This window comes from Mycetohabitans endofungorum (assembly GCF_002927045.1).
Lineage (GTDB): Bacteria > Pseudomonadota > Gammaproteobacteria > Burkholderiales > Burkholderiaceae > Mycetohabitans > Mycetohabitans endofungorum.
Map to the genome: position 1 here is coordinate 126,181 of NZ_PRDW01000003.1, position 14,749 is coordinate 140,929.

Below are 14,749 nucleotides of genomic sequence, written 5' to 3' on the forward strand. Positions count from 1 at the left end.
CGGTCGTGCAGCCAGGGCGAGGTCATCGAACGACAGCGGGGGCTCCATGCCCTCCAATCGATGCGCATTCGCATCGCTCGCTACCGATGCAACGAGTCGGCGCTCGGTAGTTCAGATTTGGACCATCTCGAAATCTTCCTTCCGTGCACCGCACTCGGGGCACGTCCAGTTGATCGGGACATCCTCCCAACGTGTGCCGGGCGGAATCCCCTCTTCCGGAAGACCCGCTTCTTCGTCGTAGATCCAACCGCAAATCAGGCACATCCAACTCTTGTATTCCATCTTGTTGCCGCGTCGAACGAGTGATCCGTTACAATGAAAGGCACGATGGTACCTTGTCGTCGCGTCGTTGCCTAGCAACGGCTATGCAGCGCGGCCGGTCCATTCGAAGACACGGGTTCGTGTCGCCCATGCCGCGGCCATCGCCATCCCCCTGTAACGCTTCACGCCTTCCATGTCCAGCGACGCCCCTCCGATCGTTCTCACCTTTGGCCTGTCGGACCCGACCGGCGCATCAGGCCTGCAAGCCGACCTACTCACGCTGGCCAGCATAGGCTGTCATGGGGTGTCGGTGTTGACCGGCTATGCAGTGCGCGATTCGGCGGCCGCCGGCGACGTGACCGGCCTGGACCCCGAGGCGGTCGCGTCGCAAGCCCGGATGCTGCTCGAGGACATGCCGGTTGCCGCCTTCAAGGTCGGCGCGACGACGCGGGCCGAAATTGTCAGCGCGATTGCGGAAGTTGTCGCAGATTATGACGATCTGCCGCTGATCCTGGTTCCGGACTTCACGCTCGACGAGCAGCACATGCTGGCCGGCGACGAGTTGCGCGAGTCGATCGCGGAACTACTCGCGCCCCAGACGACGTTGCTGATCGCAGACCCGGCGACCCTCGTGCAGTTGGCGCAGCCGGATTCCGAAGCCGATCCGATCATGCTCGACGGTGCCATTGCCCACCTGCTCGGGCAGGGCTGCGAATACGTGTTGTGCACCGACGCACGGCCTTCGCAACTGCTCAACACGTTGTTCAGCGAAGAAGGTCAGATCCGTCAGGATGCATGGGACCGCGGCGGCGAGCGGCTGATCGGGCTTGCCGATACGCTGGGCGCTGCGATCACGGCACTGCTCGCCAATGGCCAGGACCCGGGCGAGGCGGTGCGCGAGGCGCAGGAGTACGTGCACCAGGCGATCCGGCACGCCTATCGACCGGGCATGGGCGGATACCTGCTGGACCGCTTCTTCTGGGCCCGCACCACGGATGAAGGTCAAAGTCCGCCAGCTGCGGAGCCGAACACGCCAGCCGGCGTGTTGCGCCATTGACCCGGCCCGCTGCCGTTCACGCGAGACAAGACGCCGTCCTGTTCCGGCCACCGTGACCGGCGGCTAGCGGCAGCAGTCGGCGCACTATAAAAAATGCACCGTTGCAGCGGCTCATTGCCGATCTTGCGGGCTTGCTCCACCCAATCGCGCCATACCGCGCCAACAGCGCAGCCGCATAAAAAAACAAACCCCATGTTCCGAAAAACATGGGGTTCGTCAGCAGTCTGAACCCGCATCGCTGCGGGTTTTTCGGGTCGGGGGAGCGGCGCCCCCATGGGGCGCCGCCCGGACTCCATTCGGCAAGAGCCGAATTACATGTCCATGCCCATGCCACCCATGCCGCCCGGCATGCCGGCCGGCGCCGGTGCGTCTTCCTTCGGCAACTCGCACACCGCCGCATCAGTCGTCAGCAGCAGACCAGCAACGGACGCCGCGTTTTGCAGCGCGGTGCGCGTGACCTTCGTCGGATCGACCACGCCAGCTTCGACTAGGTCGCCGTACTCGCCGCTCGCCGCGTTGTAGCCGTAGTTGCCCTTGCCAGCCGCCACGGCCGCGACCACCACGCTGGCCTCTTCACCGCCGTTCGCCACGATCTGGCGCAGCGGCTCTTCCATCGCACGCAGCACGATCTTAATGCCGGCTTCTTGGTCGGCGTTCTCGCCCTTGACGCTGGCGATCGCAGTGCGGGCACGGATCAGCGCGACGCCACCACCCGGCACGATGCCTTCTTCAACGGCAGCACGTGTGGCGTGCAGCGCGTCTTCGACACGCGCCTTCTTTTCCTTCATTTCGACTTCGGTGGCCGCGCCGACCTTGATCACCGCCACGCCGCCCGCAAGCTTCGCGACACGCTCTTGCAGCTTTTCGCGATCGTAGTCCGACGTCGCTTCTTCGATTTGCGTGCGGATCTGCTTCACACGCGCTTCGATGTTCTTCGCTTCGCCCGCGCCATCGATGATCGTCGTGTTTTCCTTCGCGACTTCGATCCGCTTAGCTTGGCCCAACTCCTGCAGCGTGGCCTTTTCCAGCGTCAGACCAGTTTCCTCGGCGATGACCTGGCCACCGGTCAGGATCGCGATGTCCTCGAGCATCGCCTTGCGACGATCGCCGAAGCCAGGCGCCTTGACCGCGACGGTCTTCAGGATGCCGCGGATGTTGTTCACCACCAGCGTCGCGAGCGCTTCGCCTTCGACATCCTCCGCAATGATCAGCAGCGGACGGCTGGCCTTGGCCACTTGTTCGAGCACCGGCAGCAGGTCACGAATGTTCGAGATCTTCTTGTCATGCAGCAGCACGTACGGGTTCTCGAGGACCGCGACTTGCTTGTCCGGGTTATTGATGAAGTACGGCGACAGGTAGCCGCGGTCGAACTGCATGCCTTCGACCACTTCAAGCTCGTCGGCGAGCGACTTGCCGTCTTCGACGGTGATCACGCCTTCCTTGCCGACCTTGTCCATCGCTTCAGCGATGCGCTCGCCGATCGACGTGTCGCTGTTGGCCGAGATCGAGCCGACTTGTGCGATTTCCTTGCTCGTCGTGCACGGCTTGCTGATCTTGCGCAGCTCGTCGACTGCGGCGGCAACCGCCTTGTCGATACCACGCTTCAGGTCCATCGGGTTCATGCCCGATGCGACATACTTCATGCCTTCACGCACGATCGACTGCGCGAGCACGGTCGCCGTCGTCGTACCATCGCCGGCGTTGTCGCTGGTCTTGGAAGCCACTTCCTTGACCATTTGCGCGCCCATGTTCTGCAGCTTGTCCTTCAGCTCGATTTCCTTCGCGACCGACACACCGTCCTTGGTCACCGTCGGACCGCCGAAGCTGCGCTCGAGCACCACGTTGCGGCCCTTCGGACCGAGCGTCACCTTCACTGCGTTGGCGAGAATGTTCACACCCTCGACCATCTTCGCACGGGCGGAATCGCCAAATACGACGTCTTTAGCTGCCATCTTCTAACTCCTTGAAATCTTTCGAAAGCCGAACCGCGACCGTTACTTTTGGACGACCGCCATGATGTCTTCTTCACGCATGACGAGCAACTCCTGCCCATCGACCTTGACCGTCTGGCCGGCATACTTGCCGAACAACACACGGTCGCCCACCTTGACGTCGAGCGCGATCTGCGCGCCCTTGTCGTCACGCTTGCCCGGGCCGATGGCCAGGACTTCGCCCTGATCGGGCTTTTCAGCCGCTGCATCGGGGATCACGATGCCCGACGCCGTCTTGGTTTCTTGGTCCAGACGCTTGACGATGACGCGATCGTGCAAAGGACGAAGGTTCATACACACTCCTTTTGTGTTTCAGGCTGAAGAACGCTTTTTTAACGTTGACGCCCGGCAAGCCAGGCGCCTTGGTGGCACGGATTGTTAGCACTCACGTGCGGCGAGTGCTAATTATATGGACGGGTGAAGACTATTTCAAGAACCCGAATTTTCCCTAGCACGCAGCATCGCGCTTACAGATGCCACTTGACCATGGCCGTCAGCGTACGGGGTTCACCAGGCATGTTGAACATATCGGCATTGCCATGCGCCGAGATGAAATAGCGGCGATCGAACAGGTTGTCCAGCGTTAACGTCACATCCATTTTCTTGCTGCGATAGCCGGCGCCCAAATTGAATACGGTAAACGACGGCAGCGTGACCTGATCGCTCGCGGATGCGTAGCGCGCCGATTGGAACTGGGCGCCAGCGGCCGCGTAAAAGCCGTAGGGAAGCTCGCGCTTGAGCCACAGGCTCGCGCTATGGCGCGGCATCAAGCCCGGCGTGTTGCTGGCCAGCGTCAGCCCAGCCGCCGTCGACTGCGGCGATCCGTCGACCGTGCCGTTCAAATACGCATAACCGGCGTAGACGGACCACTTCGGTGCGATTTCGCCGGAAAAACCAACCTCGAAGCCCCGTACGTGCTGAGTGCCGACCGGCAGCGCATACCCGGGGTTGGCCAGATCGCCGATTTGCTGGTTCGTCTGCCGCATATCGAACAGCGCAACGGTCGCCGTCGCCTTGCCACCGAGGTCGAACTTCGAACCGACTTCGTATGCGGTGGTCTTTTGCGGCGCCAGCGCTGCACCATTGGCGAACGCGCCCGAACTGATCAGGGTATCGGCAAGCGGCGAGAAAGACTGGCTGAACGAGCCATACAGCGTCAGCCACTCGAGCGGCTCGTAGATCAGTCCGACGCGCGGACTCCATGCGCGGTCGGTACGCGCAAGATTCACGTTGGACGACGCGTAGTCGTGGCGAATCTGATCCAAATAGTCAAAGCGCAGGCCGGCGAGCAGCTTCCACTGCTGTGTTAATGTCACCAGGTCCTGCGCGTACACGCCGGCCAGGCCGACGACCGTCGCTGCATTCGTGCGCGCCGGCATCCCGGCCGGCACGCCGGGTAAATCGATCAGCTGTGGATGGTACAGATCATACTTTGCCACTTTCGATACGCCATAGATCGTGTCGAATTTCTGCTGCTGCGACAGTTCGATCCCATACAGCAGTTCGTGACGCATGCCGAGCAGCGTCGTTTGCTGCGTCAGCTCAAATACGCCGTCAATGCCATGCTCGGTCCGTTGGCGCGTCGACTGATCGAGCGTGACGCTCGGGTGCACAGCCGCCTTGATCGGCTGGAACGTGACATAGTTTTTCCGCTCCAGTGAGAAATCATAGGCACGCAGCGCGCCGTGGAAGGCTAGCGAATTGCTGAAGCGGTGATCGAGCGACATCGTTGCGCTTTTCGCCAACGCGTCATTGTATGAGCTGTTCGCCGCATCGACAGAGCCGTAGTAGGTGTTGATCGGCACATCGACCGGCCGCCCCATATAGGCGGGCAAGCCCTGATCGGACGTGCGGCGATCGTGTAGGTAGTCGAACTCGACGTTCACTATCGTATCCGGACTCAGCTTGAATTGCGCCGAAGGCGCGACTGCTTGGCGGTTCAACGCGAATTCTCAGCGGCGCCGGTGATACGCAAGCGTGCCGCATCATTCGCGTTCCAGCCCATGTCGATTTCACCGCGACGCTCGCCACGCGTGTCCAGCATCACGCCGATATCCTGCACTGGCTCGGCCTGTGGCCGCTTAAGCACACGATTGACAATGCCCCCTGCCGAGCCGCGCCCGTACAGTACCGCTGCCGGTCCTTTTAAAACCTCGATCCGCTGCACATTGGACAAGTCGCGATAGTACATCGCGTCGTCGCGTAGGCCGTCGACATACTGGTCCGTGATGCTGTTAAAGCCACGGATCGTGATTTGGTCGCGCTGGCCATCGCCGACTGAAAAGCCGACTCCCGGCACGTTGCGCAACGTGTCCTGCATCGATGCCGCATTCTGGTCATCGATCACCGCGCGTGGCACGATGTTGATGGTCTGCGGCACATCCATCAGCGACATGTCCGTCTTAGTGCCGGCACGCGAACGGCTTGCATCATATGATCCATGCGCGGCCGACGCGCTGACCGCAATCGTGGGCAGCACGGGCTGTGCAACCCAATCCTGTGCAAAACCCGACTTTACGCTGACGAATAAAGGGGCGATCAGCAGTGCGCGATAAGTTTTTTTGTTACGCGTCATTGATAAATATGCCTACGAGTTGCGGCGAAAAGGCGCGCTAGAACCCTCGTCCGGGCAGCGCGGACACTTAGAACAGGCTACAAATCTCTAAATAATAGTGATAATCATTTGCATTATCAACCACAATATCATGGTCGGCACGGCGCGTCGTTGCCCGCTCACGACAAGCAGCATCGCAACCCACCCATCCCCCACAGCAATCCACAGCGTCGCAACGATGTACATCGCACCGTCCATGCTGCTCGTCGCGGTACGGCCCTGGCCGATTAATTACTCCAGGCTGATCATGCCGCTGGACAAGTCGATGCTGCTAACCAGTGCAATACCACCGGCTGCCGCCGTACCCGAGAAGTGTCAGCGGACGGCTCCATCCAGAACACCGGCTGCGCGATACGTGCGCGGACCGCGCGACGCGCCGCCGAGCGCATGCAAGGCCAGCGATAGAACTTCGTCAATGCCTTCGACGCACGTGCATGATGATCGTTGCGAGTGTGCTCGCTGCGTGCTCGTCGCCCAAGCCGCTGTATCAGCAAGAACAATTTGATGCGACGAGCAGTCCATACACGCGCACGTTTCATCAGAAGGCCGCCGCAACATGCGAGGCGGCGCGGCGCGCGCTGCTCAGCCAGGGGTACATGGGAAAAGCAACACATCGGCCAGCGTCGGGCTAAGCGTGTTCGGCTCATTGTCTCTACCGATCGGCTCCAGCGATGATGCAATGGTCAAGGTCGCTAGCGAGACGATCCCGGCCGGGGTCTTCTACGAGCGCTTCTTCAACCTGGTTGATCACTTCCTGAAGATCGATCCGCGATTGCGCGGCCGGATTGCCGCTAAGGCCGCCGAGAAGGAACCGGTTGCGCCACTGCCCGAACCAGCCGCCACCCCAGCCGACGCACCGCTCAAGATGAACACACCCGTGGCGCCGACTCCGTCGGCCATGCCACTGCGGGCCCGCTCGGCCGGCGCAGACGTCGAAGCGGCTGCCGCCGCGTCGGCTGAAGCAACCCAAAAACCTGCGCCAGCATCGGATTCCATCGCAGCGTCAGGCGCCGTTGCCGTCCCGGCTGCCAATGTGGGTGCCAGTCCCGCTCGAGCGCCAACCTCTACCTCCATGCGGGCGCCAGTATCGATCCCGGCTTCGGTGTCCCCCGCAACGTCTAATGCGGCACCTGCGTCGGCATCGGCTCCGGCGTCTGCCTCGACACCTGCATCGACCCCGGCAGCCGCATCAAGCATCAGCATCCGCTCCGGCGCCGGGCTCAACTCCGGCAACGGTTGCCCCGCCATCTTTTTATAAGGCATCGTGGTATCAGCGCCGCTCGAGACGTACCGGCGATCCAACGCGATGCATTCCCGCTGCCGTGACATGAGCGCCGCCCGCGCCTAGTTTGCGCGGCGCCAGGTTTGCGCGACGCGTCAAAATATCGACCGTCCGCTGAGCGTCGTTAGCCACTCGAGCGCCTGCATGCCAGCCAGTGAATTGCCGTTCGCGTCCAGCGCAGGAGACCACACGCAGATGCCGAACTCCCCTGGCAATACCGCAACAATGCCGCCACCGACGCCGCTTTTGGCGGGCAATCCAACACGGTAGACGAAGTCCCCGGCAGCATCGTACGTACCGCAGGTGAGCATCAATGCGCTCAAGCGTTTCGCCGGGCTCGCGCCGAGCACGCGCTCGCCACTGTGCGGCACCACGCCACCGTTGGCCAGGAATAAGATCGCCCTGGCCAGGTCGACACAGTTCATTTCGATCGCGCACTGCCGGCAATACGCGTCGATCACGGTGTCCACTGACATCTGCAGGTTACCGAAGCTCTTCATGAAATGCGCCATCGCGCGATTTCGGTCCGAATGCGCGAGTTCCGATTCCGCGACGTTGGCGCTGTAGTCAATATCCGAGCGCCCGGCCAGACGACGCATGAATTGCACGAGCGCTGTTTCCGCCTGGACGAAACGCCGGCACAGCACGTCGGTGACAACCAGGGCGCCTGCATTGATGAAGGGGTTACGCGGCACTCCGTTTTCATGTTCGAGCTGCACCAGTGAATTGAACGCATTGCCCGATGGCTCCCGGCCGACGCGTTGCCACAACGCGTCGCCTTGCAACTGAAAGGCCAGGGTGCACGCGAACAGTTTCGAGATGCTCTGGATCGAGAACGGAACCCAAGCGTCGCCGGCGCAGAAGACCTCGCCTCGCAACGTGACGATTGCCATGCCGAAATGCGACGGGTCGACCTTCGCAAGCTCGGGAATATAGTCCGCGACGCGGCCTTTGCCGAGCCACGGCGTAACATCGTGCTGGATTTTATGGAGGATCGCCTGATAGTCCATTGCGGCAGGCCGTCGGAGATCGCGGGACCGCGATTCTATCGGGGCCACGGTCTGCTGTCGACCCATTGTCGAGTACGCCGCACACACGTAGGCGTCGTCGACGATACCCGTACGGATTTGCCGGGGTGGTCCATTCCCCCTATATCGGCAATCGGGTTGACGTCGGCCGCGTGTGCGCCGTCGCTGCGTTCCGACACCTTGGGACTGCCACCGCGCACCCAGCGGCACGCCGACAGGTGGCGTGAACTCCGGCGGTGCGGCACGGTCTATTGGCGATGCAAAAATCACACCATCCATCATCTATTTTCCATCGACCAGCGCACAACGCACAGCACCCAGCTTGCGGCCGCTCTCAGTTTGACTGCGCTTCGGCCGGATTGCTGCGCGGCCGTATGCTCACGCTCGTATGGATTGCGCTAACGCTTTGGACACCGATGCCGGCGGTGGGCTCATCACAGCAGTCCAACGCAAGCGCCGGCGCAACGACGGCCGAACCTGCGTCGCGGCCAAGATTGACCGCACAATCGACCGTCGACACGGTCAAACCGATAATCGAAACGGCGTCTACGCCTGTCGCGTCGCCCGTCCCCAGTTCATCTGCGGCCTCAGGCTCAGCGGCTGCCCCGGGCTCATCGGCTACCCCAACCTCCGAGCAACCGGCTGCCCCGAGACAATCGTCTGCCGTAGACTCATCATCGATGCCGGTTCCAACGCAAACGCCGGCCTCGTCGCCCGCGCGGCCACCGGCCCAACCCACGGCCTCGGCCACCCACGCGCCACCATCCGCCGCCCCCGTACTGCCGCGCTATACTAATGTGCCTTCCGCGCTCGACTATCGGAAGCTGTATGTGCAGTCTGTCAACCGCACCCTGTCGATACCCGCCGCTGCCCAAGCGCACTATGGGCAACTGCTGCAGAACGCGCTCGCCCAAGCCGGCTTGCCTGACGTGGCAAGCGAATTCGTCGCCGTCGTGGACCGCAATCCGTTCGTACAAGCATTTGTGTTGATGTGGCGTCAGACGCCGTCGGACGCTTGGCAGGTGATCGGCGCATCGCCTGTTTCTACCGGCATGCCAGGTCCCTATGACCATTTCATCACGCCGCTCGGGGTGTTCCGGCATACTCCGGACAACATGGACTTTCGCGCCGAAGGCACGTTCAACGACAACGGCATTCGCGGCTATGGCGCGCGCGACCAGCGAATCTACGACCTCGGATGGACGCAGGCACAGCGCAGCTGGGGTAATCGCGCAACGAGCCAGATGCGACTGCAAATGCACGCTACCGATCCCGACCGGCTCGAATCGCTGCTCGGCATGCGGCACTCGAAAGGCTGTATCCGAATCCCGGGCGCGCTCAATACGTTTCTGGATCACTACGGCATACTGGACGCTGACTATGAGACGCGCATCCGGGAAGGCCAGCTCCTATGGGTGCTTAAGCCGAATCGCGAGGCATCGCGCTGGGCCGGGCGCTATATCGTGATCGTTGATGGCGGTGCAACACAGCGTCCGACGTGGTCGCCGATGCCGCGTGGCCCCAAGGTCAAGCATGGTGCGCAGATCGACACCGCCGACTGATAGAATCCGCGTCCGATAGAGGCTTGACGCACACCGGCAGCCGCACGCTATCATCGCTGCGATGCCGGCGCGGCGGCCTCCGATGGCGACGGCATGCCCGAGTCGCCGCCAGCTCAATCCGATGCACTGCTGCACCGCCTCGATTACATCGAAGCAGCAGCGAACCGGCTGAAAATGCCGCTCGCGTTTGCCGATCAATTCTACGCATCGCGCCATTGGCCTCATGCGGCGCTGTCGTTGACCGTATTCGGCACGCTGTTCTGCGGCGCGCGACTGCTATTCTCCAGTGCCATCAAAAAGCATGGCGGCTTTCGCGTCGCCATCGCATCGCTCCTGATCAAAGCACGCGGCCTGCTGACGCTGTGGCTCGCGCCCATCCCGCAAGTAGCGCTGGCCGGCGCGGCGCTGACCGGGTTGGGTTTCGCGCTGGTCTTCCCCGCACTGGGTGCCGAAGCCGTCGCGCTGGCGCCACCGGCCAACCGCGGTGCGGCATTGTCCGCCTATTCCGTGTTCCTCGATTTGTCTCTGGGCCTCACCGGCCCCCTAGCTGGACTGATCGCCGGCGACTTCGGGTATGAATCGGTCTATCTGTTTGCCGCAGTCGCCGCATGCGTCGCCGCTGTGCTGAGTATTGTATGGGCGCGCCGACAAAATAGACTGGGGCACTTCGCCGCCCTAAGTGAGCAGCTTCGCGGAACGCCGGCTCCATCGCGCCAACAGAAAACAAACTCAAACCAATACAGGAAAAATTTTTCTAATTGGCACGAATACCGAAATTAAAAACTAAAATAGTCGAACACGTCAAGACAATATTACCCCAAAATGCATGACAAGTATCTTTTAGACACCAGCAATCCTACGGCACAAGAGCGCCGAGATAATTCGAAACTAAGCGTGGAGTTATAGGCGCAAGCTGTTTTTCGACCGTGGCCAATCGTCGGGTCGCATCACGATAAAGTGGTAAAGCCAAGCAGGTCGGTGAAGATATTCATCTTTAGCAGCCTAACAATGGCCGCATATGCAGACGGTTATTCATTGAATGCAACAAAGGAATAGAATTGCGTGCATTTGTTGAAATTTTTGAAATAGCTTACACAAAGCGCCGAAGTTGCATCCACCCCGTGTACGGGAGGGCGGATGCATGAAAGTGCCGCGGTACTGGGGGCGATAACGTGATATCGGAGCGCATTACGCGCTGCGGGTGCGCCCACTCGTTGATGCGATCCGCTTACCAATTGTCGATTTTTGTCGCGCCCCGTTTGCTTGACCTCCGCAATCCTCTATAAACTGTCTGAGATCCCGAATGGATTTCCCCAACGGAACACCGAAGGCCGGGCAACTTTAATATGGGAAAAACAATCGGCTGTCAAACATAATTTTCTCGACCACGAGCTCAGAATGAATCAGATCCAGGCCATGCGCGTGTTTACCCGGGTCGCGGAAACACAGAGTTTTCGGCGCGCGGCACAGCAACTGAATGTCTCCAATGCCTTGGTCACGCGTTCGATCGCGACATTGGAAGCCCACCTGAACACGCGGCTCATCAATCGCACGACACGCAACGTGTCGTTGACGGAGGCAGGATACGTTTACCTACAGGGTTGTCGTCGACTGCTCGAGGAACTTGACTTCATCGAAGCAACCGTGGTCAACGGTGACGACGAGCCTCGCGGCACATTGCGCGTCGCCGCTTCGGCATCGCTTTGCGACGAATTGATCGGACTGGTCGAAGGGTTCCGCCAGCGTCACGCACGGATCCGCTTACATGTCACGCTGGGTGACCAGGCCGTGGACGCGCTCGGCGACAGCTACGACGTCGGTCTGGTGCAAGCCGCGGTGGCGCCGGGTAATGGACTCTCCAGCCAGATCCTGAGTTCGTGCGCGTCGGTGATCGTCGCCTCGCCGGATTACCTGCTCGAGCACGCCGCGCCGCAAGCGCCCAATGACCTGCTTGCGCTGTCGTTGCTGGCGCAATCGTACAGTGACCGCAGCCGGCTCTGGCGCCTGCGCGATGCGCACGGCGCCGAATACCAGTTGGCGATGCCCGAGCCAGTCTACGTGGTGAACAACGCACAGATGCTACGCGCCGCGGCTGTCGGCGGCATGGGCATCGCGTTGCTGCCGCAGCGCGTGGTCGAGCGTGACGTGGCCAGCGGCAGCCTGGTCCAGCTATTGCCCGACTGCGAGATCCTGGAAAGTAAGACCACGCTGTCCGTGGTCTACCCGGAGCGGCAATACATGGCGGCTAAGACGCGCGCCTTCGTCGAGTTCGTCTGCGCACGCTACGGCCAGGCCGACAACAGCGGTTATGACGCCGAGCAAGGCGCCCCTGCACCGCAGCAGTGCGACGCAGGCCTCGGCGCGCCAGAACGGCAGCAGCCGGCCGACGCGATGGTCACACGCGACAACCTAAGCGGTTCGGCCAACAACACGAAGAGTCCGCACGCCACGGCGCAACCGGCATCGCGCCCCGCGGCGCCATGGCCTTTTGCGACGGGGGAATGGCGCGCCAGTTGACCGGCCACGCCTGCGCCTGACGAGGTTGCAGCAGCCCGGCGCGCCACGTCGCCGCGTCAACCCGTGACGCCATGCGATAGGTATTCCTCGGCGTCACCGTGATAGCCGCAGTACTCGGCCAGCGCATCGGCTTCGCGCTCGTGCACCGCGACGGGAAAATGCGACGCAGCGAGCATGTCACGTGCGACCTCTCCAGCACCCGCGAACCGCTCGGATCGACAAACGCCCGAATCCCGTTAACCTTGCCGGGATGCCATTCCGGGGCCGGTCCGAGCACGTAGCCGGTATCGTCGCGATCCGCGCACTCGAGCAAGGGCGACACGGGCCAAATATCCGGCTCCACCGGCAGTGCCAATACGAATTCGCGAACAACGAGAGTGATGGCCATCGAATACTGTGACAAGGGTGCGGCGTGAAGCGGCATCGTCGTGCATGACATCAATTACATCACGCCCAAAATGAACACTCGTTGACAATCCGCACTGATCGCACAAAAAACGTACCGTTCCCCGTGCAGCCCGCGCAGTGCCACCCGCGGCCGGCACTGCGCGCGGACCGCCGCTCGACCTATGACAACGCGTCGCTGACGGAACTGGCGCTGGCGCTCATGCGCAAAGGGGCAAACGGCTATTGGGCCATGCTCGACGAAGGGCTCACGGGTGCCCGCGGTTCGCCGCCGGCGCCGGGCGACACGGCGGCACAATATGAGCAGCTGATGGCCGCACGGCGCACGACTGGTGCGCAATCGCCGGCGAATCGCGATCGACGGCGTCCGACAGCAGGGCTTCCCCGGATACAGTAAGATGGTGCTTCACGGCCTTCGGTGCACGCGCACCCCGCGTGCCCGAACCGCGGTTCCCCACCCCGAAGCCTGCCCATGCCCTTGCCGCTCATCGCCCTCGCCATTGCCGCCTTCGGCATCGGTACCACCGAGTTCGTGATCATGGGATTGCTGCTGGACGTGGCGCGTGACCTTCGCGTATCGATTCCGACCGCCGGCATGCTGGTGTCCGGATACGCGCTGGGCGTCACGGTGGCGCTCGGTGCGCTTGGGCTGTCAGCTTGGTCCTACAGTCTGGAGCGGCGCGCGCCGGCCGGCGTGACACCCTCCTGAGCGCCAGAACAACCCGCGCCGCCTGCTGCGATCGCCCGCGGGCGCGGCGCCACGATAACGGGCCTGCCGCCATTGGTACGCCGGCCCCATAATACTACGAATGAAAGTTATCTTTACACGCGACTTCTTTGCGTTAATCGTCAGCGTTGCCGTCGTCGGGCTAGGCATCGGCGCCACGTTGCCGCTCACCGCTCTGGCGTTGATGCAAGTCGGCTATGGCTCACACGTGGTCGGCATGCTGACCGCCGCGCAGGCGGGCGGCGGTATCGCGATCGTGCCATTCGCAGCACGCATCACGTCGCGTATCGGCGCACGCCGTGCCATCATCGGCACGGTGTGGATAACGTCGATCGCGACGCTTGCGATGCAATTGACGGTCAACCTCATTGCCTGGGCGCTGCTGAGGGCGATCGCTGGCGCCGCTTTGATGCTGCTGTTCACGATCACCGAAGCCTGGGTGAACCAGCTCGCCAACGATCGATCGCGTGGGCGCATCGTCGCACTGTACGCGACCAACTTCACGCTGTTCCAGATGGCTGGCCCGCTGCTGGTCAGCGTGATCGCCGACTACCCGGGATGGCGTTTTGCATTGTGCGGCGCGATCTTCCTGCTGGCGCTGCCGGGGCTGTGGATGATGCGCATCGCCCGCGACATCGGCCCGGCCGACGATGAGCCCCATGGCGCCTGGCAAACGGTATTACCCCGCATGCCGGCACTAGTGGTCGGTGCGGGCTTTTTTGCGCTGTTCGATACACTAGCCTTGTCGCTGCTACCGTTGTTCGCGATCCACCATGGCGTCGCAACGGAACTGGCCGTCGTGTTCGGCTCTGCGATCCTGCTCGGCGATACGGTGTGCGCGTATGCCCTTGGATGGCTGGCCGATCACGTCGGCCGGGCGCGCGTGCACTTGGGCGCCGCGCTGGTCGTGGCGCTGCTGCTGCCGACATTGCCGGTGATCGCCGCGCAGCCGTGGCTGCGCTGGCCTGTGCTAATCGTGCTCGGCGCGGCCGCGGGCGGGATCTACACGTTGTCGCTGGCAGCGATCGGCGAACGTTTTCGTGGCCCGGCGCTGGTCACCGCCAGCTCGTTGATCGGTGCATCGTGGAGCGTGGCGAGTTGCTTCGGGCCGATGATTGCCGGCGCGCTGATGCGCACGATCAGCCCTGACGCGCTGGTCGGCGTGCTGTTCGCCGGCGTCGTCATGTTCATCTGCGCGCATCTGTGGGAACAGCATGCTGCGCGGGCCGCGACGCAAGGCTAAAAAAGAGCCGGTGAACTGCCCGACTCACCAGCCCGAACAGAAAGCCACCGGTATCAGCAACC

General features: G+C 62.2%; 11 protein-coding genes and 3 pseudogenes. 8 read left to right on the forward strand and 6 right to left on the reverse strand.

Going from position 1 to position 14,749, the window contains the following annotated elements; genetic code table 11:
* Nucleotides 1–111 precede the first annotated feature (111 nt).
* The gene (locus tag B0O95_RS03935) at nucleotides 112–282 is read right to left on the reverse strand and encodes a rubredoxin (RefSeq protein WP_013436118.1); all 171 of its coding nucleotides are present in this window, start codon (nucleotides 280–282) and stop codon (nucleotides 112–114) included.
* A 172-nt stretch (nucleotides 283–454) separates the two neighbouring features.
* Between B0O95_RS03935 and B0O95_RS03940 the strand changes: the two genes are divergently transcribed.
* Nucleotides 455–1,318 carry a hydroxymethylpyrimidine/phosphomethylpyrimidine kinase gene (locus tag B0O95_RS03940; protein ID WP_104076729.1) on the forward strand — a complete coding sequence of 288 codons (864 nt, stop codon included), beginning with the start codon at nucleotides 455–457 and terminating at the stop codon, nucleotides 1,316–1,318.
* A 311-nt stretch (nucleotides 1,319–1,629) separates the two neighbouring features.
* Here B0O95_RS03940 and groL read toward each other — a convergent pair whose 3' ends face one another.
* The 4 genes from groL to B0O95_RS16350 form a co-directional block, all read right to left on the reverse strand.
* Nucleotides 1,630–3,270, reverse strand: a complete 1,641-nt coding sequence (gene groL / locus B0O95_RS03945) for a chaperonin GroEL (RefSeq protein ID WP_104076730.1) — start codon at nucleotides 3,268–3,270, stop codon at nucleotides 1,630–1,632.
* Between the two features lie 42 nt (nucleotides 3,271–3,312).
* Nucleotides 3,313–3,603, reverse strand: coding sequence for a co-chaperone GroES (gene groES, locus B0O95_RS03950; RefSeq protein WP_013436121.1), 291 nt, complete (start codon nucleotides 3,601–3,603; stop codon nucleotides 3,313–3,315).
* A gap of 173 nt (nucleotides 3,604–3,776) precedes the next feature.
* Entirely contained in the window at nucleotides 3,777–5,252 is a 1,476-nt protein-coding gene (locus tag B0O95_RS03955) for a TonB-dependent receptor (RefSeq protein ID WP_233203093.1), read from the reverse strand.
* Nucleotides 5,249–5,884 carry a TonB-dependent receptor gene (locus B0O95_RS16350; protein ID WP_233203094.1) on the reverse strand — a complete coding sequence of 212 codons (636 nt, stop codon included), beginning with the start codon at nucleotides 5,882–5,884 and terminating at the stop codon, nucleotides 5,249–5,251. Before B0O95_RS16350 ends, B0O95_RS03955 begins: the two co-directional genes overlap by 4 nt.
* Nucleotides 5,885–6,357: 473 nt before the next feature.
* Here B0O95_RS16350 and B0O95_RS03960 point away from each other — a divergent pair.
* Nucleotides 6,358–7,173: pseudogene (locus B0O95_RS03960) on the forward strand (DUF2242 domain-containing protein); the annotation flags it as partial.
* 127 nt (nucleotides 7,174–7,300) lie between these two features.
* On the opposite strand, the gene B0O95_RS03965 reads toward B0O95_RS03960, so the two are convergent.
* Complete coding sequence (locus tag B0O95_RS03965) at nucleotides 7,301–8,215, reverse strand: glutaminase (RefSeq protein ID WP_104076731.1); 915 nt, start codon at nucleotides 8,213–8,215, stop codon at nucleotides 7,301–7,303.
* Nucleotides 8,216–9,030: 815 nt separating this feature from the next.
* On the opposite strand from B0O95_RS03965, the gene B0O95_RS03975 reads away from it, so the two are divergent.
* The 6 genes and pseudogenes from B0O95_RS03975 to B0O95_RS04000 all read left to right on the forward strand — a co-directional run bounded on the left by B0O95_RS03975 (nucleotide 9,031) and on the right by B0O95_RS04000 (nucleotide 14,687).
* Nucleotides 9,031–9,795 (forward strand): L,D-transpeptidase, encoded by a 765-nt coding sequence (locus tag B0O95_RS03975; RefSeq protein ID WP_104076733.1) that lies wholly within the window; start codon nucleotides 9,031–9,033, stop codon nucleotides 9,793–9,795.
* Nucleotides 9,796–9,981: 186 nt separating this feature from the next.
* Nucleotides 9,982–10,470: pseudogene (locus B0O95_RS16355) on the forward strand (MFS transporter); the annotation flags it as partial.
* Nucleotides 10,471–11,193: 723 nt separating this feature from the next.
* Nucleotides 11,194–12,312 (forward strand): LysR family transcriptional regulator, encoded by a 1,119-nt coding sequence (locus B0O95_RS03985; RefSeq protein WP_104076735.1) that lies wholly within the window; start codon nucleotides 11,194–11,196, stop codon nucleotides 12,310–12,312.
* Nucleotides 12,313–12,781: 469 nt separating this feature from the next.
* Complete coding sequence (locus tag B0O95_RS03990; protein WP_104076736.1) at nucleotides 12,782–13,114, forward strand: hypothetical protein; 333 nt, start codon at nucleotides 12,782–12,784, stop codon at nucleotides 13,112–13,114.
* 75 nt (nucleotides 13,115–13,189) lie between these two features.
* Nucleotides 13,190–13,369, forward strand: a pseudogene (locus B0O95_RS03995) (MFS transporter); the annotation flags it as partial.
* Between the two features lie 157 nt (nucleotides 13,370–13,526).
* On the forward strand, nucleotides 13,527–14,687 hold the full coding sequence (locus B0O95_RS04000) for an MFS transporter (RefSeq protein WP_104076737.1): 1,161 nt from the start codon (nucleotides 13,527–13,529) through the stop codon (nucleotides 14,685–14,687).
* Nucleotides 14,688–14,749 lie beyond the last annotated feature (62 nt).